The sequence below is a fragment of the Rhodobacter calidifons genome (assembly GCF_011174775.1).
Lineage (GTDB): Bacteria > Pseudomonadota > Alphaproteobacteria > Rhodobacterales > Rhodobacteraceae > Tabrizicola > Tabrizicola calidifons.
The window spans coordinates 52,458-75,359 of sequence record NZ_JAANHS010000009.1 but is presented as its reverse complement, the minus strand read 5'-3'; the positions used below and the strand labels follow the sequence as shown (position 1 = coordinate 75,359).

General features: G+C 66.7%; 20 protein-coding genes. 4 read left to right on the top strand and 16 right to left on the bottom strand.

The genetic code is table 11. From position 1 onward, the window contains the following. Window positions 1-11: 11 nt before the first annotated feature. The gene (locus G8O29_RS12730; RefSeq protein ID WP_166403614.1) at window positions 12-1,019 is read right to left on the bottom strand and encodes an ArsJ-associated glyceraldehyde-3-phosphate dehydrogenase; all 1,008 of its coding nucleotides are present in this window, start codon (window positions 1,017-1,019) and stop codon (window positions 12-14) included. A gap of 5 nt (window positions 1,020-1,024) precedes the next feature. After that, entirely contained in the window at window positions 1,025-1,879 is an 855-nt protein-coding gene (locus G8O29_RS12725) for a metalloregulator ArsR/SmtB family transcription factor (protein WP_166403613.1), read from the bottom strand. Window positions 1,880-2,068: 189 nt separating this feature from the next. Here G8O29_RS12725 and G8O29_RS12720 point away from each other — a divergent pair, with 189 nt between their 5' ends. Next, window positions 2,069-2,401: a hypothetical protein gene (locus tag G8O29_RS12720; RefSeq protein ID WP_166403612.1), complete on the top strand. Its 333-nt coding sequence runs from the start codon at window positions 2,069-2,071 to the stop codon at window positions 2,399-2,401. 112 nt (window positions 2,402-2,513) lie between these two features. Here the strand turns inward: G8O29_RS12720 and G8O29_RS12715 are convergent, their stop codons facing one another. The 10 genes from G8O29_RS12715 to G8O29_RS12670 form a co-directional block, all read right to left on the bottom strand. Then, window positions 2,514-3,908: an aspartate aminotransferase family protein gene (locus G8O29_RS12715; protein WP_166403611.1), complete on the bottom strand. Its 1,395-nt coding sequence runs from the start codon at window positions 3,906-3,908 to the stop codon at window positions 2,514-2,516. Window positions 3,909-4,138: 230 nt separating this feature from the next. Next, the gene (locus G8O29_RS12710) at window positions 4,139-4,795 is read right to left on the bottom strand and encodes a GntR family transcriptional regulator (protein WP_166403610.1); all 657 of its coding nucleotides are present in this window, start codon (window positions 4,793-4,795) and stop codon (window positions 4,139-4,141) included. Window positions 4,796-4,877: 82 nt separating this feature from the next. Continuing rightward, complete coding sequence (locus G8O29_RS12705) at window positions 4,878-6,452, bottom strand: glycoside hydrolase family 43 protein (RefSeq protein WP_166403609.1); 1,575 nt, start codon at window positions 6,450-6,452, stop codon at window positions 4,878-4,880. A gap of 97 nt (window positions 6,453-6,549) precedes the next feature. Beyond that, on the bottom strand, window positions 6,550-7,683 hold the full coding sequence (locus tag G8O29_RS12700; RefSeq protein WP_166403608.1) for a Gfo/Idh/MocA family protein: 1,134 nt from the start codon (window positions 7,681-7,683) through the stop codon (window positions 6,550-6,552). A 12-nt stretch (window positions 7,684-7,695) separates the two neighbouring features. Continuing rightward, window positions 7,696-8,445 carry a sugar phosphate isomerase/epimerase family protein gene (locus G8O29_RS12695; RefSeq protein WP_166403671.1) on the bottom strand — a complete coding sequence of 250 codons (750 nt, stop codon included), beginning with the start codon at window positions 8,443-8,445 and terminating at the stop codon, window positions 7,696-7,698. A 14-nt stretch (window positions 8,446-8,459) separates the two neighbouring features. After that, window positions 8,460-10,832, bottom strand: coding sequence for a beta-mannosidase (locus G8O29_RS12690; RefSeq protein ID WP_166403607.1), 2,373 nt, complete (start codon window positions 10,830-10,832; stop codon window positions 8,460-8,462). Window positions 10,833-10,834: 2 nt separating this feature from the next. Next, a complete protein-coding gene (locus G8O29_RS12685) occupies window positions 10,835-11,914 on the bottom strand; it encodes an ABC transporter ATP-binding protein (RefSeq protein WP_166403606.1) in 1,080 nt (359 codons plus the stop codon). Between the two features lie 3 nt (window positions 11,915-11,917). Beyond that, window positions 11,918-12,826: a carbohydrate ABC transporter permease gene (locus G8O29_RS12680; protein WP_166403605.1), complete on the bottom strand. Its 909-nt coding sequence runs from the start codon at window positions 12,824-12,826 to the stop codon at window positions 11,918-11,920. Beyond that, a complete protein-coding gene (locus G8O29_RS12675; protein ID WP_166403604.1) occupies window positions 12,819-13,751 on the bottom strand; it encodes a carbohydrate ABC transporter permease in 933 nt (310 codons plus the stop codon). The genes G8O29_RS12680 and G8O29_RS12675 overlap by 8 nt, the downstream gene beginning before the upstream one ends. Before the next feature lie 73 nt (window positions 13,752-13,824). Further along, window positions 13,825-15,048 (bottom strand): ABC transporter substrate-binding protein, encoded by a 1,224-nt coding sequence (locus G8O29_RS12670; protein ID WP_166403603.1) that lies wholly within the window; start codon window positions 15,046-15,048, stop codon window positions 13,825-13,827. A gap of 321 nt (window positions 15,049-15,369) precedes the next feature. On the opposite strand from G8O29_RS12670, the gene G8O29_RS12665 reads away from it, so the two are divergent. The 3 genes from G8O29_RS12665 to G8O29_RS12655 all read left to right on the top strand — a co-directional run bounded on the left by G8O29_RS12665 (window position 15,370) and on the right by G8O29_RS12655 (window position 18,723). Then, a complete protein-coding gene (locus G8O29_RS12665) occupies window positions 15,370-16,404 on the top strand; it encodes a LacI family transcriptional regulator (protein WP_166403602.1) in 1,035 nt (344 codons plus the stop codon). A gap of 21 nt (window positions 16,405-16,425) precedes the next feature. Then, window positions 16,426-17,484: a sugar phosphate isomerase/epimerase family protein gene (locus G8O29_RS12660; RefSeq protein WP_166403601.1), complete on the top strand. Its 1,059-nt coding sequence runs from the start codon at window positions 16,426-16,428 to the stop codon at window positions 17,482-17,484. A gap of 78 nt (window positions 17,485-17,562) precedes the next feature. Next, window positions 17,563-18,723, top strand: a complete 1,161-nt coding sequence (locus G8O29_RS12655; protein WP_242679103.1) for a Gfo/Idh/MocA family protein — start codon at window positions 17,563-17,565, stop codon at window positions 18,721-18,723. 122 nt (window positions 18,724-18,845) lie between these two features. On the opposite strand, the gene G8O29_RS12650 is transcribed toward G8O29_RS12655, so the two are convergent. From G8O29_RS12650 to G8O29_RS12635, 4 genes are read right to left on the bottom strand one after another with little or no spacing between them, the layout of a single operon-like run. After that, complete coding sequence (locus G8O29_RS12650) at window positions 18,846-19,715, bottom strand: NUDIX domain-containing protein (protein WP_367890175.1); 870 nt, start codon at window positions 19,713-19,715, stop codon at window positions 18,846-18,848. 1 nt (window position 19,716) lies between these two features. Next, window positions 19,717-20,169: a TrgA family protein gene (locus G8O29_RS12645; RefSeq protein ID WP_166403600.1), complete on the bottom strand. Its 453-nt coding sequence runs from the start codon at window positions 20,167-20,169 to the stop codon at window positions 19,717-19,719. A 12-nt stretch (window positions 20,170-20,181) separates the two neighbouring features. Beyond that, window positions 20,182-21,396, bottom strand: a complete 1,215-nt coding sequence (locus tag G8O29_RS12640) for an SAM-dependent methyltransferase (protein WP_166403599.1) — start codon at window positions 21,394-21,396, stop codon at window positions 20,182-20,184. 54 nt (window positions 21,397-21,450) lie between these two features. Next, window positions 21,451-22,866, bottom strand: a complete 1,416-nt coding sequence (locus G8O29_RS12635) for a cryptochrome/photolyase family protein (RefSeq protein ID WP_166403598.1) — start codon at window positions 22,864-22,866, stop codon at window positions 21,451-21,453. Between the last annotated feature and the right edge of the window lie 36 nt (window positions 22,867-22,902).

Genomic DNA, 22,902 nt, shown 5'->3' with positions numbered 1-22,902 from the left:
AGGATCGAAGATCAGAGGCTTCGGGCGACCATGCGGGCGATGTCGGCCAGCCGGCAGGCATAGCCCCATTCATTGTCATACCAGGCGTAGATCTTCACCTGGGTCCCGTTGATCACCATGGTGGACGGGCCGTCAATGATCGAGGACCGCGGGTCGTTGGTGAAGTCGCAACTGACAAGGGGCCGGGTCTCGTAGCCGAGGATGCCCTTCAGCGGGCCTTCCGCTGCGGCGGCGAAGAGCGTGTTGACCTCTTCGACCGTGGTCGGCCGTTCGACCTCGAACACGCAGTCGGTCAGCGAGGCGTTCAGAAGCGGCACGCGGACGGCGTGGCCGTTCAGGCGGCCCTTGAGTTCGGGGTAGATCAGCGTGATCGCGGTGGCGCTGCCGGTCGTGGTCGGGATCAGGTTCATCAGGGCCGACCGCGCCCGGCGCATGTCCTTGGCCGGTCGGTCCACGATGGTCTGCGTGTTGGTCACGTCATGGATCGTGGTGATGGAACCGTGCCGGATGCCCAGCGCCTCGTGGATCACCTTGACCACCGGGGCCAGGCAGTTGGTGGTGCAGGAGGCCGCCGTGACCAGCGCCTGGCTGCCGTCGTAGAGGTGATGGTTCACGCCATAGACCAGGTTCAGCGCGCCCCCGTCCTTCACCGGGGCCGAGACGACCACCTTCTTCACCCCGGCTGCATGATAGGGCGCCACCTTTGCGGCAGTCTTGAACACGCCGGTGCAGTCGATGACCAGATCGACGCCCAGATCCGCCAGGGGCAGCGCCTCGATGGTCTTCTCGTGGGTCAGCCGGATCCTCCGGCCGTTCAGGACCAGCGCGCCTTCGGCTGCGCCGACCGGCGTGGACCAGCGGCCGTGCACACTGTCGAATTCCAGCAGGAGCGCATGCTGTTCCGCGTCGCCGACGGGGTCGTTCAGCAGGACGATCTCGCCTTCCGCGCCCGTGTCGATCAGGTCGCGCAGGACAAGCTTTCCGATGCGGCCAAGGCCGTTCAGGGCAATGCGAGGCATCCGGGTCAGGCCTTTGCGTCGGCGTCGGCGCTGAGGGCATCGACGCGGGATTGCAGGGACAGCCGGTTCAGGCTTTCGAAGGGCAGTTCGACGAAGGCGGCGATCCGGCGACGCAGCGCTGCATAGGTCTGGGCGAAGACCAAAGCCTTTTCGGCATCGGTGCCGGTAGCCTTCACCGGGTCGGGCAGGCCCCAGTGGCCGGTGATCGGCTGGCCGGGCCAGGGCGGGCATTCCTCGGCCGCGGCCGTGTCGCAGACGGTGAAGACGAAATCCATCACGATGCTGTCGGGCTGCTGGAATTCGGAGATGTGCTTGGAGCGCAGGCCGGTCACGTCATGGCCGTTGCGGCACAGGACGTCGAGCGCGAAGGGGTTCAGCTCGGTGCCCGGTCGGGTTCCGGCGGAAAAGGCCTGGAACTTGCCCTTGCCGAGATCGCGCAAGAGCACCTCGGCAAAGATCGAGCGGGCCGAGTTGCCCGAGCAGATGAACAGGACGTCGAAGTCGGTATCGGGGTGCTGGGCGGTCATCGGAGAGGCATCCTTGTGCGCAGAGAGGAGCGGGGCGAGAAGATCGGGCCGGGCGCGAGCGACATCGAGGGCGAGATAGCCGATCAGCCCCTCGGCGGCGTCCAGATCGACGGAGTAGAACAGCGACCGGCCCTGGCGGCGGGCGCTGACCAGCCCCGCAGCGGTCAGGTCGGCCAGGTGATGGGACAGGGTGTTCGGCTTCAGGCCAAGCGCTGCGGCGATTTCGGTCGGACGCGCGCCCTGCGGGACAAAGCGCATCAACAGCCGGAAAACCGCGAGGCGACCGGGGTGACCCAGTGTCGCGAAGGCATCCGAGGCGCGGCTCATTTCCATAATTCCCGAATACGGGAAATGTATCGCGGCGTCCAATGAAGATTTCATGACGCCTCACCAGCGCCGGTGGTGCTGCGCAAACCTGGCAAAGTTCACCGCCCGCGTGACATCCAGCCTAAGCCCGTCACGACCAGTCCGGCAGGGAAGACGGCGAAAGTTGCGATGGTCCGGCCATCCTGGATCACGGGCATGGCCGCCCCGCATCCCGAGCGGAGGGCTTCCCGATCGTCAGGCCGTGATCCCGACCGCGAAAGGGAGCGGCAGGGCGGCCCCGGCGGATGCACAAACGCGCCCTGCCGCGTCCTGATTGGGTTCGGCTTCGCAATCGACGGGCAGGACGAGACGGGCGCGGCGACGAACCTGCCGCCGGGTTTCGTCGCCGTCAGCCCGGCCGGCATCGATGACCGCCGTGTGGATGACCCCCGTGTGCTCGTGGCGCTGGCCGCATCCGCGCCTGGCCAGGTTGCCCGCTTCGCCGCCTGCCGCCGGAGCTTGGCGGAACGGCACCCGGAAAGGTCCTGACGGCGCCCCGACCCGGCACGCCCGCGCAATCGGCCCCAAGGGGCGCGGGCTGGCAGCGCCCTTGGCCGGCGACCAGCCGCGCCCTTGGCGGGGTCGGGCCGGGTCCGGGAAATCAGGCCTCGGCCCAGAGACCCTCGTCCCGGACGATCCTGTAGGCCTCGTCCAGAGACTTCCGCGCGCGCTCGATCAGCACGTCGATCTCCTCGGGCTTGATCACCAGCGGCGGGGCGATGATCATCCGGTCGCCGACGTGGCGCATGATCAGGTTGTTGGCAAAGCAGCGCTCGCGCGTCTTGTAGCCCACGGTCCCGGCCTCGCTGGCGAATTTCGCCCGTTTGGCCTTGTTCGGGGTCAGCGCGATGGACCCCATCAGCCCCACCAGCTTCGCCTCGCCCACCATCGGATGGTCGGTCAGCGCCTCCCAGCGTTCCTTCAGATAGGGATGGGCCACGTCGCGGACATGCTCGACGATCTTCTCGTCCTGCATGATCCGCAGGTTCTCCAGCGCCACGGCACAGGCGACCGGATGACCGCTGTAGGTATAGCCGTGGAAGAACTCCCCCGCGCCGCCGACGACATCGGCCACCTCGTCGCAGACGATCGACCCGCCGATCGGCGCATAGCCCGAGGACAAGCCCTTGGCGATGGTCATGATATGCGGGCGGATGCCGAAGGTCTGGCTGCCGAACCAGTTGCCGGTGCGGCCGAAGCCGGTGATGACCTCGTCGGCGATCAGCAGGATGCCGTATTTGTCGCAGATGCGCTGGATCTCCGGCCAGTAGGTCGCCGGCGGGATGATGACCCCACCCGCACCCTGCACCGGCTCGCCGATGAAGGCCGCCACATTGTCGGGCCCGACTTCCAGGATCTTCTTCTCCAGCTCCTGCGCGCGGGCAAGGCCGAACTCCTCCTCCGACATGTCCCCGCCCTCGCCCCACCAGTAGGGCTGGTCGATATGTTCGATCCCGTCGATCTTGCCGCCATGGGCATGGATCGGCTTCATGCCTCCCAGCGACCCCCCGCCCATCGTCGATCCGTGATAGCCGTTCCAGCGCGCGATGATCGTCTTGCGCCAGGGTTTGCCCATCACATCCCAATAGCGGCGCACCAGCCGGATATTGGTATCGTTCGCCTCGGACCCCGAGCCCGCGAAGAACACATGGTTCAGATTGCCGGGCGCGAGCTTGGCGATCTCCGCCGCCAGAGCGATGGCCGGCACATGGGTGGTCTGGAAGAAGGTGTTGTAATAGGCCAGCTCCTCCATCTGCCGCGCCGCGACCTGGGCCAGTTCCTTGCGGCCATAGCCGATGTTCACGCACCACAGCCCCGCCATGCCGTCGATGATCCGGTGGCCCTCGCTGTCGGTCAGCCAGACCCCCTCGCCCCGGGTGATGACCCGCGCGCCCTTGGCCGCCAGCCCCGCCTTGTCGGTGAAGGGATGGAAATGATGCGCGGCATCCAGACGCTGCAACTCGGCCGTCGGCATGTGGTTGGTGATCATGTTCATGGGCTGACCTCGCGGGAATCGGCAGGGCCGGATGCCCCGTCTTCGCCGCAGGATATGATCAAACGCAGTCCGGTTCAAGAAATTTGATCAAATTTTTCGACCCGGCATGGCTCTTGCCCATGTTTCAAATACTCCGGGGGTTTGGGGGCAGCGCCCCCATCACCCGAGGAGGAGGCGAAGCCCGACGACGAGACAAAAGCCTCGCGCGTCAGCGCTCAATTCGAAACCCGTCAGTGCCCCTCGGCCAGCGCCTGCCGGATGTGGTCCACGCCCTGCTGGATGTCCGCCTCGATGGCGCGCGCAAGCGCCTTTGCATCCCCCGCCCGCATCGCCTCCAGTGCCGCGCGATGCAGGTCGGGCGCCGCCTCGCGCCCGTAACGGTCGATCACCGCCCGCAAGGACGGCCCCGCCCGCAGCCACAGCGACCGCGCGAGGTCCAGCAGCACCGGCGCCTCTGCCGCCTCGTACAGCGCGAAGTGGAAGGCATGGTTCGCCGCCAGATAATCCGGCAGCTTTCCGGCCTCGATGGCCCGGTTGACCGCCCCGTCGATGGCCTCCAGCCGGTCGATCTGCACACCGGTCAGACGCGGAGCCGCCAGTTCCGCCAGCCGCGGCTCGATCGCCAGCCGCGCGAAGGCCACCTGCTCCAGAAGGTCCGCCGACAGTTCCGGCACCGCCACCCGCCGGTTGCCCTGCGGCAACAGCGCCCCCTCGGCGGTCAGCCGCCGGATCGCCTCGCGCACCGGGGTCATGCCCGCATCCAGTTCCGCGATCAGCCCCTGGATCGTCACTGGCGCCCCCGGCGCCAGATGCCCGAACAGGATCATGTCGCGCAGACGCGCGTAGGTGACCTCGTGGCTCGGGATCTTGCGGGCGTCGCTGTCCATCGGGGCTCCCTTCGACTGAGGCCCTTTATGACGGCATCTGCCCGGCAATCAAGAGTTGATCAAATCCCGCGCGCGCAAATCCTCAATCCGCTTTGGGCGCATAGCGGAACCGGGTCACATCCGCCGTCCAGCCCTGCCCCGTCAGGTCATGCGCGACAACCCCGACAAAGGCCCCGGTAAAGCTGGAATGTTCCCCGCGCCCGCCCTCGTCCGACACGACCGAGGCATCCAGCTCCGGCCCCACCGCCACGCCATTGACGCTGAACCGCTGCACCGCCCGGTCGACCTTCACGCCCAGGGTGACCTTGCCCTCGGCCACCGGGAAGCGCCCGTGGAAGGTCAGCGCCTCGCCCGGCCAGTCGCCAAGGCAGGACACCAGCGTCACCACCCGTTCGCCCCCTTCCCGCGTCACCAAAGCCGCATGGAACTTGTGCCGGTTGTAATAGGTGATGAGGCCCGCCGCCCGCTGCCAGTTGGGCGGCTCGGCCAAAAGGTCGCACTCGGCCTCATAGGCGGGCTCGTCCTGCCGCCGCGCCACAAGGCTTTGCTCGAACCAGGACCCCAGACTTTCCCGCCCGATCAGCCGCAAGGCACTCCCGGTCATGCGGAAGATCCGCTCCGGCTGTGGCGTCCGCAGCCACTGGAAATCCATCGGCAGGTCCGGCCCCCGGAAGTCATGCTCCACCGGCACCGGCACGATCCGCTCGACCGGCAGTTCGATGGTCGTCGGAGGCAGCATCCCCCCGTCCTTCAGCCACAGCCAGCCGTCGCGCCAGACGACCTCGGCCAGCCCGGTCTCGCGCCCCATGGCGCAGAACGATCCGCGCGGCCCCTGCTGCGGCCGCCCGCAGAGGAAGGAATGCCAGCATCGCCCGTCATGCCCCTCGACATACTGCCCGTGCCCCACGCGCTGGATCGGGTTCTCCGGGTTGAACCGCGCGGTCAGAAGATGCTTCTGCGGATGCGTCTCATAGGGCCCCCGGATGTCCCGCGACCGCGCCAGCGTCACCGCGTGGTCATAGCCCGTGCCCCCCTCCGCCGTCGTCAGGTAGTAATACCCGTCATGCCAGAACAGATGCGGCGCTTCGGTCAGGCCAAGGTCGCTGCCGGTGAAGATCGTCGTCACCTCGCCCAGAAGCCCCTTCTCGGGATGCCATTCCTGCAACTCGATCCCGTCGAAGGCGTCATGCGCCGGGTTCAGCCCCGTCCCCTTGCCGCGATGGTTCCAGCGCATGTTGACGAACCACTTCCGCCCGTCCCGGTCGTGGAACAAGGACGGGTCGAACCCCGAGGAATTGACGTAGGTCGGGTCCGACCAGTCCCCCTCCACCGTCTCGCAGGTGACGATGTAGTTGTGCGCGTCCTTGAACGCGCCATCCAGCCGCTTCACATCGGTATAGACCAGCCAGAACTTCCCGTCCGCGTAGGACAGACAGGGCGCCCAGATGCCGCAGCTGTCGGGGTTCCCCCGCATGTCCAGCTGGCTCGCGCGCCGCAGGGGCCGCGCCACCAGCCGCCAGTTCACCAGATCGCGGCTGTGGTGGATCTGCACCCCCGGATACCACTCGAAGGTCGAGGTGGCGATATAGTAATCCTCGCCCACACGGCAGAACGACGGGTCGGCGTTGAAGCCGCGGATCACGGGATTTTCCAGCATTGTCAGCCCTTTGTCATGGATACGGGCGGAGGGACCCCTCAATCCCCCCGCCCGTGACGGCCCGCCCGGCAGGGAGGTGCCGGGCATCGGGCCGGTCTCAGCGCAACAGCGCCCGCGCCTCGTCCGGCGACAGGGCGGCCGGCCGGGTGCAGGTGGTGCTCAGCGTGATGAACTCGCCCGTCTCGCCCGATTTCAGGCAGGCGGTCATCACGTCCACCCCATGCAGCGTCCGCTCAAGCGAACACCGAACATCCCGGCCCCCTTGCAGCGCCGCCACCATGTCGGCCAGGCCTGCGGTGCGGTAGTTCGCCAGAGGCCCGCGTTGCGGATGCTCCTGGTTCGGCACGCCGAACGGGTGATCCCAGGGCGCGACCTCGGTCAGCGTGCCCTCCTTGTCCGCCACCTCGACCGTGCCGCCGAAGAAGTTCGGATCGGGGACGTAAAGCGTTCCCTCCGTCCCGTAGAACTCGAAATGATTGCGCTTGTGGTGCCAGACGTCCCAGCTCGTGGTCAGGTTCACCACCGCGCCCGAATGGAACTCCAGCAGGGCATGGATGTTCGTCGGCGTCTTGACGGGGATCTGTTGCCCCGCCCGCGCGCCCGAGCCGATGGTCCGCGTCGGGGTCTGCGACGAGGTCATCGCCCCCACCCGTTTCACCGGGCCCAGAAGGTTGATGAGGTTCGCCACATAATAGGGCCCCAGGTCCAGCATCGGCCCCGCGCCGGGCAGGAAGAAGAACTCCGGGTTCGGATGCCAGCCCTCGGGCCCGTGGTTCTGCACGCAGGCGACCGCCGTGGTGATCTCGCCCACCCGCCCCTCGTCGACCAGGGCACGGGCCTGCTGATGCGCGCCGCCCAGGAAGGTGTCGGGCGCGCAGCCCACCGCGAGCCCTTTCGAGGCGGCCAGATCCCGCAGGGTCTTCCCTTCCTCCAGCGTCAGCACCAGCGGCTTTTCCGAATAGGCATGCTTGCCCGCCTCGAGGATCCGCTTCGTCACCGGATAATGCGCCTCGGGGATGGTCAGGTTGATGACCACATCCACGTCCTTGTTGGCCAGAAGGTCATCGACGCCTTGCGCCTTCACGTTGAACTCTTCGGCCCGCGCCTTGGCGGCCTCCATGTTCACATCGGCGACGGCGCGCACCTCCAGCCCCTTGAACAGAGGCGCCAGCCGCAGATAGGCGCTGGAGATGTTGCCGCACCCGATGATCCCGATCCCAAGATTTGCCATTTTTCCCATTCCTCAGAAGGCTTTGGCCGAAGCGATGGACCGCGAGGCGAACCGCGCGTCATCCTTCGGGTTGTCGTGTTCCATGACGAAGTGCCGGACCCCGATCCCCCGCAGCGCGGCCATGATCGTCTTCCAGTCCACGGTCCCGTGGCCCACATCCGCCCAGCCGTCCTCGTCCCTGTTCTCGCCAGCCGGCGCGATGTCCTTCACATGCGCCGCGGTGATCCGGTCCTTGTATCTCTCGATCCAGGCCAGCGGGTCCGCGCCGCCCCGGATCACCCAGGCCACGTCCATCTCCCATTCCAGGTCCGGCCCGCCCTCGAAGATGCGGTCCTGCGGCATGGACCCGTCGGCCAGCGCCTTGAACTCGAAATCGTGGTTGTGCCAGCCGAACCCGTATCCGGCCGCCTTGTAGGGCGCCCCCGCCTTCTGCAACCGCTGCCCGAACGCCACCCAGCCCGCCGCATCGGTCGGGCGGTCTTCCGGCATGACATAGGGGCAATACAGCCGCTCCATCTTAAGCGCCTTGGCAATGCCCAGCACCTTCTCGACATCCATTTCCAGTTGCTGAAGGCCGAAATGCCCCGTCGGCATGGTCAGCCCCGTGGCGGCCAGTCCCTCCGCTGTCGCCGCCACCGCCGCATCGTCGGCATAAAGCGCGCCATAGCCTTCCACAGCCGTGTAGCCCGCCTTCGAGACCATCTCGAAGGTGCGCGACATCGGCGGGAAGTTGCGCGAGGAATAGAGTTGATAGCTGAACATGAAGCGTCCTTTCATCAGCCGCCACAGGTGGCGGAATGGAGATCTCGGAAGGTGAAGGCGGGCACCGCCGAGGGATCCTCGGGGGTGAAGGTGATGGTGGCCGGATGGCCGGGGAACAGGGTCACGGCGTTGGTGGAAAAGCGCCCCGGAACTTCAGACTCCACTGCAACAAACGGGGCGAGTGCCTTGACCTGCAACGTCAATTTCCATTCCGCCCCGCCCTTACGGACATCCGCGGTCAGACCCGAGGGCAAAAGGTCATAAGCCTTCCACGGCTTCGGCGCATGAACGTCCCCGCCCTCAGCATCGCCCGACCAGATGAAGGCCAGAACCTCGTCCGCCCGCAGCGTATCCGCGGCCAGCGCCATGACCTCGACCGCCGCATCAGGAGAGACGATGACCGTCGCCTCCCCCAGCTTGCGCGTTGACCCATCCATCGCCGCGGCATTGGCCGTGACCGTGATCGTCACCGCCTCGGGCCGGTCATTCACTGCGCGCAGGACGATCCCGCCGTCCTTCGGCACCGCCGTCACCATGACCGGCGCATAGAACCGCGCGGCCATGTGGTGCAGAAGCTTCCAGTTCCCGCCGTGATCCAGACTGGACCAGGAACAGACCGGCCAGGTGTCGTTCAGCTGCCAGTAAAGCGTGCCCTGACAATGCGGCTTCAGGCTCCGCCAATGCGTCACCGCCGTCTTTATCGCCAGCGCCTGCTGAACCTGGCTCACATAGACGAAGTTCGGGAAATCCACCGGAAAGCGGAAATAGCGGAACATCGTTTCCGCGATCCGCGCATTCCCGCCGGGGTTCTTCTGGTGGCTCTCCATCACGGGGCTCGCGATGTTCCAGTCCGCCTCGTCGGCAAACTGCCGGATCACCGACAGCGAGGGATAGGACTGGAAGCCGAATTCCGAACAGAACCGGGGGCTTACGTCGCGGTAATGATCGAAGTCGCGCCCCTCGTGCCACACGCTCCAGAAATGCATGTCGCCGCTGGAATCGTCGTGCCAGGCGTCGCCAAAGGCCAGAGGCCCCGGCGACGGCGAGGACGGCCACCAGTTCGCCCCCGGCAGCACCGAATGCAGCGCGGCCTCGACCGTCCGGTTCAGCCGGTCATAATTCACAAGATAGCGGTCGCGGTCCTTGCGGCTTTCCGGGAACCAGGTCAGCGCCCCGATCAGCTCGTTGTCGCCACACCAAAGGGCGATACAGGCGTGGTGGCTGATCCGGGAGACCACATCGCGCACCTCGGCATCGACCTCGGCCAGGAACTCGGGGGTCGAGGGATAAAGATGGCAGGCGAACATGAAATCCTGCCAGACCATCAGGCCCAATTCGTCGCAAAGGTCGTAGAACCAGTCCGGCTCGTACCGCCCGCCGCCCCAGATGCGGATCATGTTCATGTTCGCATCGACCGCCGATTGCAAAAGGCCCCGCACCGCGTCGCGTATGATCCGCCCGAACAGGGCATCCGCCGGAATCCAGTTCGCACCCCTGGCAAAGACCGCGCGCCCGTTGACCCGCAGGCCGAAGGACCGTCCTGCGGCATCGGGCTCCGAGACCAGCCGCATGTCCCGCAACCCGATCCGTCTGACCGCCTTCGCGCCGCCGCCCGTCAGCACAAGCTCGTGCAGAACCTGCGCGCCCTGGCCGGCGGGCCACCACAGCACCGGGTCGCGGATCATCAGCACCAGCCTCGCCTCGCCCTCCATGACTGGCGCGGTTTGTGTGACATCACAAAGGCTTGCCGTCACCTCCTCACACGTCGCATGAACCGTCAGCCGGACCTCGACCTGGCCGGGGGAATGCACCTGCTCCACCAGCACATCGCCGATCCTCGGCCCCACGGGCTCCAGCCGGATACACCCCGACACCCCGAAAATCCCAAGCGCAATGTTCCAGTCCCAGCCGAAATCGCACTGCTGCTTGCGCAGCATGTTGGCATGGGGGATGGGACCGTTCACCTGCTGATAGGGGATCGGAAACGGCATCCGCGCCGCCCGTGCCTGCGCCTCGCGAACCGGAGAGCGGAAGAGGATCTCCACCGCGTTCTCGCCCGCCTTCAGTGCCGAGGACACATCCACCCGCCAGCGCCGATGCACGTTGGCCGCCGACAGGACCAGATGACCGTTCAGCCGCACCTCGGCCACGGTATCCAGCCCCTCGACCACCAGTTCCGCAGCGCTCCCATCATGCACGAAACTGCGTCGCGCCACCCAATCCCGCTCGGAAACCCACCGGCAGTCGTATTCGTTCCGGCCCCAATACGGATCGGGTATCACCCCTGCGCGGGCCAGGGCCGAAACCCCGTCGCCCGGCAGGTCGAACGGCACGACATGGGCGCCGCTTTCATCCGAAAGCGTCCAGACGCCCGCCAGATCGAGCATTGTCAGATCCTCTGTTCCGTCTTCGCGTCGAAGAGCGAAGCCTTGGGGATATCCAGCCCCAGATGCACCTTCGTCCCCGCCGGGACCCGGCCCTCGACCGGCACCCGCACGCTCATGTTGGTCCCTTCGGCCTTCAGCCACAAAAGGCTGTCGGCACCCAGGTTCTCGTCGATCTCCACCTCGGCCGGGATCGAGGGGCCGGACAAGGGCACCGTCGAGACGGTGATATGCTCCGGCCGGACCCCCAGGATCGCGTCGTCCCGCTCCAGCACCGCGCCGCCCTCATATCCGGCAAGGTCGATCTTCGTGGACCCGAACTGGAACGCCCGTCCCCCGTCCACCGTGCGCCCCTTCAGGAAGTTCATCGACGGGCTGCCGAGAAAGCCCGCGACGAACAGGTTCGCGGGGCGGTTGTAGATCTCCAGCGGTGCCGCCAGCTGCTGGATCACGCCCCCCTTCATCACCGCGATGCGATCGGCCAGCGTCAGCGCCTCGATCTGGTCGTGCGTGACATAGACCATCGTGTTGCCCAGCTGGTTGTGCAGGCGCTTGATCTCCACCCGCAATTCGCTGCGCAGCTTGGCGTCGAGGTTGGACAGGGGCTCGTCGAACAGGAACACGTCCACATCCCGCACCAGCGCCCGGCCGATGGCCACCCGCTGCCGCTGCCCGCCCGAAAGCGCCGCCGGTTTCCGGTCCAGAAGCGGCTGGATCTGCAGGATCTCTGCCGCCCGGGCGATCCGCTTGTCGATCTCTCCTTGAGGCACGCGCGCGTTCTTCAGCCCGAAGGACAGGTTCCCGCGCACCGTCATCTGCGGATAGAGCGCATAGGACTGGAACACCATCCCGATCCCCCGGTCCGAAGGCTCGGCCCAGGTGACGTTCTTCCCCTTGATCCAGATCTGCCCGTCGGTGATGTCCAACAAGCCCGCCAGACAGTTCAGCAGCGTCGATTTCCCGCAGCCCGAAGGCCCCAGAAGCACGACGAACTCCCCCTCGGCCACGTCGAGGTTCATGTTCTTCAGAACCGAAACCGAACCGAAGTTCAGCGTCAGGTCCTTGACTTCAATCGAATTTCCCATGTGTCAGCCTTTCACGGCACCAGCGGCGATACCGCGTACGAAAAGTTTGCCCGAGACGAAGTAGACCACCAGCGGCACAAGGCCGGTCAGCAGCGTCGCGGCCATGTTGACGTTGTATTCCTTCACCCCCTGGACCGAGTTGACGATGTTGTTCAGCTGCACCGTCATCGGGTAATAGGCGGGCTTGGTGTAGACGACCCCGAACAGGAAGTCGTTCCAGATCCCCGTCACCTGAAGGATGAGGGCCACCACGAAGATCGGCAGGCTCATCGGCAGCATGATGCGGAAGTAGATGCCCCAGAACCCCGCACCATCGACGCGCGCGGCCTTGAACAGCTCTTCCGGGATGGAACTGAAGTAGTTGCGGAACAGAAGCGTCAGGATCGGCATGCCGAACACCGAATGCACCAGAACCAGACCCCAGAGCGAGCCGTAAAGCCCCATCTCGCGCAGCAGGATCACGATGGGATAGAGCATGATCTGATAGGGGATGAAGGACCCGAAGATCAGGATGGTGAAGAAGATGTCCGATCCCTTGAACTTCCAGTTGATCAGCGCATAGCCGTTCACCGATGCGATGGCGATCGACAGGATCACCGAAGGCACGGTGATGATGACGCTGTTCCAGAAACCCCGGCTCAGCCCGTCGCAGTTCAGCCCGGTGCAGGCCTCGGCCCAGGCCTTGACCCAGGGCTGGAAGGTGATTTCCACGGGGGGCGCGAAGATGTTGCCCATCCGCACCTCGGGCATCCCCTTCAGGCTGGTCATCACCATCACCCACAAGGGCAGCAGGTAATACAGGCAGACCACGATCAGGATGCCGTAAAGCATGATGTTGCGGGGGCTCAGCGCGCGCTTCGGCCTGGCCCCGCGCGGGCCGGTCATGGCGGAACTCATGGACAGGTCAGCCATGCTTCTTGCCTCCGAATTCCAGATAGGCCCAGGGGATCAGCACGATCAGCACGGACAGAAGCATCATGGTGGATGCCGCAAAGCCCTGACCCAGGTTCTGCGCCTGGAACATGTAGTCATAGACATACATCGCGGGCACCTGGGACGCGTTGCCGCCCGGCCCGCCGCTCGTCATGGCGACCACCAGGTCGTAAAGCCGGATGATGCCGGATGCCACGATGACCAGCGTGGTGATGAACACGGGCCGCATCATCGGGATGATGACCATGACATAGGTCTTCCAGGTGGGGATCCCGTCCACCCGCGCGGCCTTCCAGATGTCCTCGTCGATGCCGCGCAGGCCCGCCAGCATCAGGCACATCACGAACCCCGTGCCCTGCCACAGGCCCGCGATCAAAAGGCCGTACAGCACCGTCTGCGGATTGTTCAGCGGATCGAAGCTGAAACTCGTCCAGCCCATGTCGCGCACGACGCCCTGGATGCCGAACTGCGGGTTCAGGATCCACTGCCAGACCAGCCCCGTCACGATGAAGGACAGGGCAAAGGGATACAGCATGATGGTCCGGAACGTATCCTCGAAGCGGATCTTCTGGTCCATCAGCACCGCCAGGATGAAGCCCATCGTCACGGTGAAGACCAGCGACATCACCCCGTAGAACATCAGGTTCTCGATCGAGATCAGCCAGCGGTTCTGCGACCACAGCCTTTCGTACTGATCGAAGCCGACCCAGCGCAGCCGCGGCAACAGCTTGGAATCGGTGAAGGAATAGACGACGGTCCAGATCGTCCCGCCGACGAAGACCACCAGCGCCGTTGCGATCATCGGGATCGCCGCGATCTTTGCGCTGATGTTGCGGGTCCAGCGCGCTCTCGGACGCGCCTCCGTCCCCTGGCGGCCAGTCGCCGCCTCGGTGGTAGATGCCATCGGTTCCCTCCCAACCGTCGGTGAGAATGGGGGCCGCCCGCTCGACGGACGGCCCCCGGTCGTCAGGACGGGATCAGAGACCCGACTTAAGGATTTCCACCCACTTCTGGTGGGCGACTTCCGGGGCCATGTCCGACTTCCAGAACTCGACCATCAGGTCCTCGGCCTGCTTCTGCACATCCGGCGACCAGTTCATGTCGCCCGAGGGAACGATGTTGCCACCGGCCAGGATCTTCAGACCCTTCTTCATGCAGTCGTTGGCGGCGCTGAGGTCGATGTCGCCGCGGATCGGCAGCGAGCCCTTCTTGAGGTTGAAGGCAACCTGGACCTCCGGGCTGACAAGCAGCGCGGCAAGGCGCTTCTGCGCGGCTTCCTTCTCGGGATCATTCAGCTTCGGGAAGTAGAAGGCGTCGCCGCCGGTCGAGATGTATTCGTTCAGGCCCAGGCCCGGCAGACAGGTGTAATCCGTCCCGGCAACCTTGCCCGCCACCTGGAATTCGCCCTGCGCCCAGTCGCCCATGATCTGGCCGGCCGCCTGGTCGGTGATGACCAGGTTGGTGGCCTGGTTCCAGTCCTGCACGTTCGAACCCTTGGCCAACTCGCGCGCCTCGGCCGCGGCCTGGAAGACCTTGGCGTATTCCGGCCCGGCGGCCACGTCCATGTTCTTGTCCACGTTCACGGCCTTCCAGGCGTCCAGGCCCGCCACCGCGATCTGCATCGCACCGAAGGCGAGGTTCGACTGCCAGGGCTGGTCGCCCAGCGCCAGCGGCAGCTTGCCCGCTTCGCGCACCTTCGGCGCCGAGGCGACGAATTCGTTCCAGTCCTTCGGCACCGGCAGGCCCAGATCCTCATAGACCTTGTTCGACAGCCACAGCCATTCCGGCGAGTGGATGTTCACGGGCGCGCAGTAGATGCGGCCATCGACGGTGCAGGCCTCCAGAAGCGACGGCGGATTGATGATCTCCTTCCAGTTGTTGGCCTCGGCCACATCGGTCAGGTCCAGCATGAGGCCCGCCTCGACCAGTTCCAGCGCCTGCTGGCCGTGGTTGAACTGGGTGGCCCCCATCGGGTCGCCGCCGGTGATCCGGCTGATCATGATCGGACGCGCAGTGCCGCCGCCGCCCGCGATCGCGCCATCGACCCACTTGTCTCCGCTCGCGTCGAAGGCCTTGGCCAGCTCGGCGACCGCTGCGGCCTCGCCGCCCGAGGTCCACCAGTGGGTGACCTCAAGCTCGGTCGCCATGGCCGGCATGGCCACAGAGGCGCAAAGCACCGCCGTCAGTTTCGAAACTCTCATCCGTTCCTCCCGGTTTCTAAAACGTTATAGACGCAGCCTATAACGTTATAGTTTTGCCAGGCAACTGATCTTTTCGCTTGTCGCGCCCCGCCGCAGTAGTTTTCATGAGGGGATGACCGGTGCCGAACCGTCCGGCACTCCAGTGAAGAATCGGGCCAATGCCGCACCGCCGAAACCATCGCAAACTGCTTGCCGGATGGGGCATTTTCCGCCCGGCGCGGCCCGCCCTTGCTGCGCATGCAAAGGCAGGAGGCACCGGCGAATCATCAGACGGGATTCGGCATGTGGCGCCGGCCGGGCAGGAAACTTCCGGGAGGCGCCATGGCAACGCTGACTGATCCTCCAGCCCCTGATTCGGAGGTCCGGCCCACGCTCAAGACCATCGCCGCCGCGACCGGGCTTGCCATCGCCACCGTATCCCGCGCGCTGAAGGATGCCCCCGACATCGGCGAGGACACCAAGCGCCGCGTGCGCGAGACCGCCGCCCTGCTCGGCTACCGGCCGAACCGTGCCGGTGTGCGCCTGCGCACAGGCAAGACCAATGTCATCGCGCTGGTGCTTTCGACCGAGACCGATGTGATGAACCACACCTCGCGCCTGATCTATTCCATCGCCAATGCGCTGCGCGGCACCGCCTACCACCTGATCGTGACCCCCTTCTTCCCCGACCAGGACCCGATGGACCCGATCCGCTACATCGTGGAAACCGAAAGCGCCGACGGCATCATCCTGAACCAGACCAAGGAAGACGACCCGCGCATCCGCTATCTGCACGACCACGGCTTCCCCTTCGCGGCGCACGGCCGCAGCGACATGGGCATCGACCATCCCTATTTCGACTTCGACAATGAAGCCTACGGCCGCCTCGGCGCCCGCGCGCTGGCTGAACGCGGTCGCAGGCGGCTCTTGCTTATCGCCCCGCCGCGGTCCCACATGTATGCACGGCACATGACCGTCGGCTTTTCGGACGAATCCGCGCTGCTCGGCCTGCCGTTCGAGGTGGCGTCCGACGTCACCTCGGATTCGGCTGGCGACGCGGTCGAGACCGCCGTTGCCGCCCGCTTCGCGCAGCCGAACCCACCGGACGGGCTGCTGCTGGGTTCGACCACGGCCGCGATGGCCGCGATTGCGGGGGCAGAGCGATCGGGCCTCGTGCTGGGACGCGACTTCGATGCCGTGGCCAAGGAGGCCATCCCGATCCTGCGCCGCTTCCGCCGAGACATCCTGATCGTGCGCGAGGATGTGGGCCGTGCCGGCGAATTCCTCGCCCGCGCGCTGGTGGCCGAGATCGACAAACGCGACTGGACCGACCGGCAGGGGCTGGAGGTTCCGGTCAAGGTGGAATGCGGCCGATAGGCCGGAGATAGGAGGAAGCTGATGAAGACGATCAAGGGACCAGCGCTGTTTCTGGCGCAGTTTGCGGGGGATGCGGCGCCGTTCAATTCCTGGGGGTCGATCACGAAGTGGGCGGCGGATTGCGGCTATGTGGGGGTGCAGGTGCCCTCCTGGGACGGGCGGCTCTTCGATCTGGAGAAGGCGGCGGCCTCGAAGGACTATTGCGACGAGGTGAAGGGAGTGGCGGCTGAGGCGGGGCTTCAGGTGACGGAACTTTCCACCCACCTTCAGGGCCAGCTGGTCGCGGTGCATCCGGCCTATGACACCCAGTTCGACGGCTTTGCCGCCCCGTCCGTCCGCGGCAACCCGAAGGCGCGGGCCACCTGGGCGGTGGATCAGGTGAAGAAGGCGCTGACCGCGTCAAGGAACCTCGGGCTGACCGCCCACGCCACCTTCTCGGGTGCGCTCGCCTGGCCCTATCTCTACCCCTGGCCGCAGCGCCCGGCGGGGCTGGTGGAGGAAGCCTTCGACGAGCTTGCCCGCCGCTGGCTCCCGATCCTGAACCATGCCGAGGATTGCGGCGTCGACGTCTGTTACGAGATCCACCCCGGCGAGGACCTGCACGATGGCGTCACCTTCGAGATGTTCCTCGACCGGGTGAAGGGGCATGCCCGCGCGAACATGCTCTACGACCCCAGCCACTATGTCCTGCAACACCTTGATTACCTTTCCAATATCGACATCTACCACGAGCGGATCAAGATGTTCCACGTCAAGGACGCGGAACTGAACCCCACAGGCCGCCAGGGCGTCTATGGCGGGTTCCAGTCCTGGGTCAACCGCGCGGGCCGGTTCCGGTCCCCCGGCGACGGGCAGGTCGATTTCGGCGGCATCTTCTCGAAGCTCACCCAGTACGGCTACGACGGCTGGGCGGTGGTGGAATGGGAATGCTGCCTGAAGCACCCCGAGGACGGGGCGCGCGAGGGGGCGGACTTCGTGCGTGCCCATATCATCCGCGTGACCGAGAAGGCCTTCGACGATTTCGCCGATGCCGGCACCGACCGCGCCGCCAACCGGCGGATGCTGGGGCTTGGTGACTGAGCGCGGAAGCGGGGGTTTCACACCCCCGCACCCCCGTGGGATATTTGCAGACAGATGAAAGACGAGACGAGGTAAGCCATGCCCATCGACGCCGCCCATACCGCCCGCCCCGAACGCCTGCGCCTTGGCATGGTCGGGGGCGGGCGCGACGCCTTCATCGGCGCGGTCCACCGCATCGCCGCGCGGATCGACGACCAGTACGAGCTGGTCGCCGGGGCCTTCTCCTCGAACCCCGAGAAGGCGCTGGCCTCCGCCAACGACCTCGGCGTCCCGCGCGCCTATACCAGCTTTGCCGAGATGGCCGCGAAAGAGGCGCGGCGCAAGGACGGCATCGACGTGGTGGCCATCGTGACCCCGAACCACATGCACGCCCCGGTGGCGATGCAGTTCCTCAAGCGTGGGATCCATGTCATCTGCGACAAGCCGCTGACCGCCACGCTGGCCGAGGCGAAGAAACTGGCCAAGGCGGCCGAGGCTTCGGGCGTGGTCTTCGCCCTGACCCACAACTACACGGGCTATCCGATGATCCGGCAGGCGAAGGCGATGATCGCCGCCGGAGAGCTGGGCGAGCTGCGGCTGGTGAACGTCGAGTATGTCCAGGACTGGTTGACAGAGCCGGTGGACAACAAGCAGGCCGACTGGCGCACCGATCCGGCGCGGTCCGGCGCGGGGGGATCGACCGGCGACATCGGCACACACGCGTTCAACCTGGCAAGTTTCGTCACCGGCCTCACGCTCGACACGCTCGCCGCCGACCTCACCGCCTTCGTCCCCGGCCGAAGGGTCGATGACAACGGCCATGTGCTCATGCGCTACAAGGGGGGCGCGAAGGGCATGCTCTGGTGCAGCCAGGTGGCACCCGGCAACGAGAACGGCTTGCGCCTGCGCGTCTATGGCACCAAGGGGGGCCTGGAATGGGCGCAGGAGGACCCGAACTACCTCTGGTTCACCCCCTTCGGCCAGCCGAAACGACTGATCACCCGTGGCGGCGCCGGATCGGGCCCCGAGGCCGCCCGCGTCTCCCGCATCCCGCCGGGCCACCCCGAGGGCTATCTCGAAGGCTTCGCCAACATCTACACCGAGGCCGCCCGCGCCATCCGCGCCGCAAAGGCGGGCACCCCCGTCCCCGAAGGTACAACCTTCCCCGGCCTCAAGGAAGGCCTCGAAGGCGTCGCCTTCGTCGATGCCTGCGTCAGGTCCTCCGCCCGCAACGGCGCCTGGGTCAGCCTGAACCTCTAGCTCTTGCCCATGGGAAAATACTCCACGGGAGGTCCGGAGGGTGTGAAACCCTCCGGGGGCCGGCCAGGGGGCTGACGCGGAAAGACTGTCCACACGCAGGGCGGGCGATCCGCCCACCTTCCCTACCCGCGCAACCGTGCCCGTTCGCGCTGCAACCACAGCACGGTCAGCAGCAGCGGCGCATTGCCGATCTCGCCCGAGGCCATGACCTCGACCAGCCGATCGAAGCTGATCAGATGCCCCTTGATGTCCTCGCCCTCATCCGCGGCCCCGAACAGACCCGCCACGCCGTCCGGCAGGTCGCACAACGCGACGTAGGAATACAGATACTCGGTCACCGCGCCGGGCGTCGGGTAGTATTCCGCCACCTTCTCCAGCCGGCCCAGCACCAGCCCGGCCTCTTCCATCGCCTCGCGCCGGGCGGCGGCTTCCGGCGTCTCGCCGGGGTCGATCCGACCGGCGATCGCCTCCAGCTGCCAGGGCAAGGGATCGCCGCGACCGAAAGGCCCCATGCGGAACTGCTCGATCAGCAGAACCCGGTCGCGCACCGGATCATAGGGCAGGACCGTGACCGCATCGCCGGCGACAAAGACCTCGCGCACGAGTTCCGCACTGAGGCTGCCGTCAAAGCGTCGGTGGCGCAGACGGTGGACATCCACCGCGAAGAACCCGGCATGGGACGGCTCGACCGCCCCGGCCTCGACCTCTCCCGCCCCCTCGCGCAGCCCGCGCCCGGCAGCCGCAGCCGCCCGCACCCGGCTTGCCGCCTCGACCCTCAGGCCGGGCAGACGCCGGATCGCCAGCTCGACCGGCAGGTGTCCGACCCCCCGCAGCACCAGCGCTGCAAGTGCCAGCCCTTCCGCCCCGTCAGGCGGACCGCCCGGCCCCAGCACCGCCCTCAGATATTCCGCCCGCGCGGCCGTCTGGGCCGGTCCGGCGCCCTGCACCAGCGACCGCAGCGCCGGAGGCCAGTCCTGCGGGATCCCGGTCACGTCACTTCCAGCGGCGACCCGCGTTCTCGCTGACCAGGCCGGCGATCATCCCGCCCAGGAAGACCGACCCGAACACGCCCAGCGACAGCACCGCCTGCGACCGCTGCGCCATCGTATGGAACACATCCAGGATCGCCTCCAGCGCGCCGTCATAGCGCATCCGCACCGAGTTTTGCAGCATCTCGCGCAGGGCCAGCATGAACAGCGCCACCACCGCCAGCACCACCGCGGTCTTGATCCCGGCGCCGGCCGCCTCGACATAGCCCTTGCCGACCGAAGGCCCCATCACCATCCAGCCCACGAACAGCCCCAGCACCGCCGCGCCTTCCCGGATCGGTCCGGCGGACGAGGCATCGGGCATGTTCATCGCGTAATAATTGGCCATGATCCAGCCCACGACCGCAAAGCTGATGGCGGCCATGAGTTTCGAGGCGGTCGGCAGGGCGGATGCCATTCGCAGCTGTCCTCAGTTCGGACGCGTCACCGTGATCTGCGTCACGTCGCAGTTTCCACCCTGGAAGGCGCCCGCGCAAGAGGCGAGGTAGAAGTCCCACATCCGCTTGAAGCGGTCGTCGAAGCCCAGCTTCTTCACCTCGCCCCAGCGCTCGGCGAAGGTCTCATGCCAGCGGCGCAGCGTCAGGCTGTAGCTTTGCCCGAACTCGATCGAGCCCTTGACCCGCAGTCCCGCCTTCTCCACCTCGGCGCGCAGCACCGAGGGCGCGGGCAGCATCCCGCCGGGGAAGATGTATTTCTGGATGAAGTCCACGCCCCGGCGATAGAGGTGCCAGCGCGCATCGGCGATGGTGATGATCTGAAGCGTGGCGTTGCGCCCGGGTTTCAGACGATCGCGCAGGGTGTTGAAATAGACCGGCCAGTATTTCTCGCCCACCGCCTCGAACATCTCGATCGAGGCGATCCCGTCGTAGGATCCGCGCTCGTCGCGATAGTCCTGCAACTTGATCTCCACCCGGTCCGACAGGCCGGCCCTGGCGATCCGCTCGACCGCATAATCGTGCTGCGCCTTGCTGATCGTCAGGCCGGTCACGCGCAGGCCCCGTTCCTTCGCGGCATATTCGGCAAAGCCGCCCCAGCCGCAGCCGATCTCCAGCACATGCTCGCCGGGCCGCGCACCCATCTGGTCGATCATGCTGGCATATTTCCGGCGCTGCGCCGTCTCCAGGCTTTCCTGCGGATTCTCGAAGATCGCCGAGGAATAGGTCATCGTGTCGTCCAGCCACAGCCGGTAGAAGTCGTTGCCCAGGTCGTAATGGTACTGGATGTTCTTCCGCGCCTGCCGTCTGGAGTTCGACTGCAACCAGAACCGCAGCCGTTCGTAGGCCCGCACCAGGGCCATGCCCGGATAGCTGTCGCCCACCGCATTGTTGGCCGGGCGCTGGATCAGGTCCAGGAATGCCTGAAGATCGGGCGTCGTCCACCAGCCGTCCAGATAGGCATCGCAGAAGCCCAGATCCCCCTCGCGCACCAGACGCGCGAACAGATCGGGGTTCACCACCCGCAGCTCGGCCGCGATGCCCGGAGCCCGGCCCTCGATGCGAAAGCGCCGTCCGTCGGGCAGCACAAAGTCCAGCCGGCCTTCGCCCAGGCGCCTGGCCACTTCGAAGGCGCGCGCGAAGTAGCGCGGCAGGTTGCGCTGGCCCTCGACCGTCGTCAGTACGTCCATGTCCCCCCCCACAGGGTCTTTTCGCCGCCAGTTTCGCCAAAGGCGCGGCTTTGCTCAAGCATTTCGTGCTCCATATGCCGCAAGGGCACGCGCGCGCCCCTCGGCGAGGTCCACCACCGGCGCGGGATAGGGCTGATCGGGCCGCAGCGCCCAGGACCGCGGCACCGCGTCGAAATAGGCCAGCGCCTCGGCTCCGGGGTCGGGCGACAGCTCGGCCAGGAACCGCCGCCGATAGGCGCCTCCGGCATCGAATTTCTCTGCCTGCCCCGCGGGGTTGAACACGCGGAAATAGGGCGCGGCGTCCGGTCCGGACCCCGCAACCCATTGCCACCCCATCGCATTCGCCGCCGGGTCCCAGTCGGTCAGGCAGTCGGCGAACCAGTCCAGGCCCAGCCGCCAATGCGTCAGAAGATGCTTGGTCAGATAGCTTGCCACGACCATCCGCACCCGGTTGTGCATCGTTCCCGTGACATACATCTCGCGCAGGCCCGCATCGACGAAGGGCTCTCCCGTCATGCCCCGCCGCCAGCGTTCGGCCTCGGCGCTGTCGCCGCGCCAGGGGAAGGCGTCCCATTCGGGTTTCCAGTTGCTGCGGGTGATCTGCGGCGTGTGATGCATCAGGTGATAGCTGAAATTGCGCCAGGCAAGCTCGCGCAGGAAGCTCTCCGCCCCCCCGGCGGCCCCCTCCTCGCGCCGCCGCAGCGCCGCGTGCCAGACCTCGCGGATCCCGATCTCGCCATAGGTCAGGTTCTCGGACAGTCGCGAGGTTCCCGCCACCGCCGGGACATCCCGCAACTCGCCGTAGCGCGCCACGGGTCCGGCGAGGAAGGCCGCCAGCTTCGCCCGCGCCGCCGCCTCGCCCACCGCCTGATACCGCGCGACGATCTCGGCCCCCCGGTGCATCGCCGCGCCGAGTCGCCAGTCGGCAAGCCGGTCCGACATCGGCCAGCTGTCGAGGCCCCGCAGCCGGTCCGGCGCCGGCGCCGGAGGCGGCACCGGCCGGTCCCGCACGGCCTTCCAGAACGGCGTGAACACCCGGTAGAACCCGCCCTGCCCGGTCTCGACCTCCCAGGGCTCGTGCAGGAGGTGGCCGGCGAAACTGCGCGCCTCCAGCCCTGCGCCCTTCAGCGCCGTCTTGACCGCGGTGTCGCGTGCAACGCTTGGCGGATCATAGAGCCGCGACCACCAGACCCCGGCCGCACCCGTCTCGGCCACCAGCCCGCGCAGGACCTCCAGCGCCGGCCCCCGACGCAGCACGAGGCGCAGGCCCCTTGCCTCCAGCGCCTCGGCAAAGGCCGCGACCGCAAGCCCCAGCCGCCACTTCGGCGCCGCGCCCTGGGCTTCGGTTTCCGGATCCAGGATGAACAGCGGCAGCAGCGGACGCCCCAGGGCCGCCGCCGCCGCCAGCATCGGCTGGTCGCCCAGCCGCAGGTCGCGGCGGAACCACAGGATCAACGGCGCGTCAGTCATTCCCCAGCCCTTCACACAGCCGACATTACGACCGCC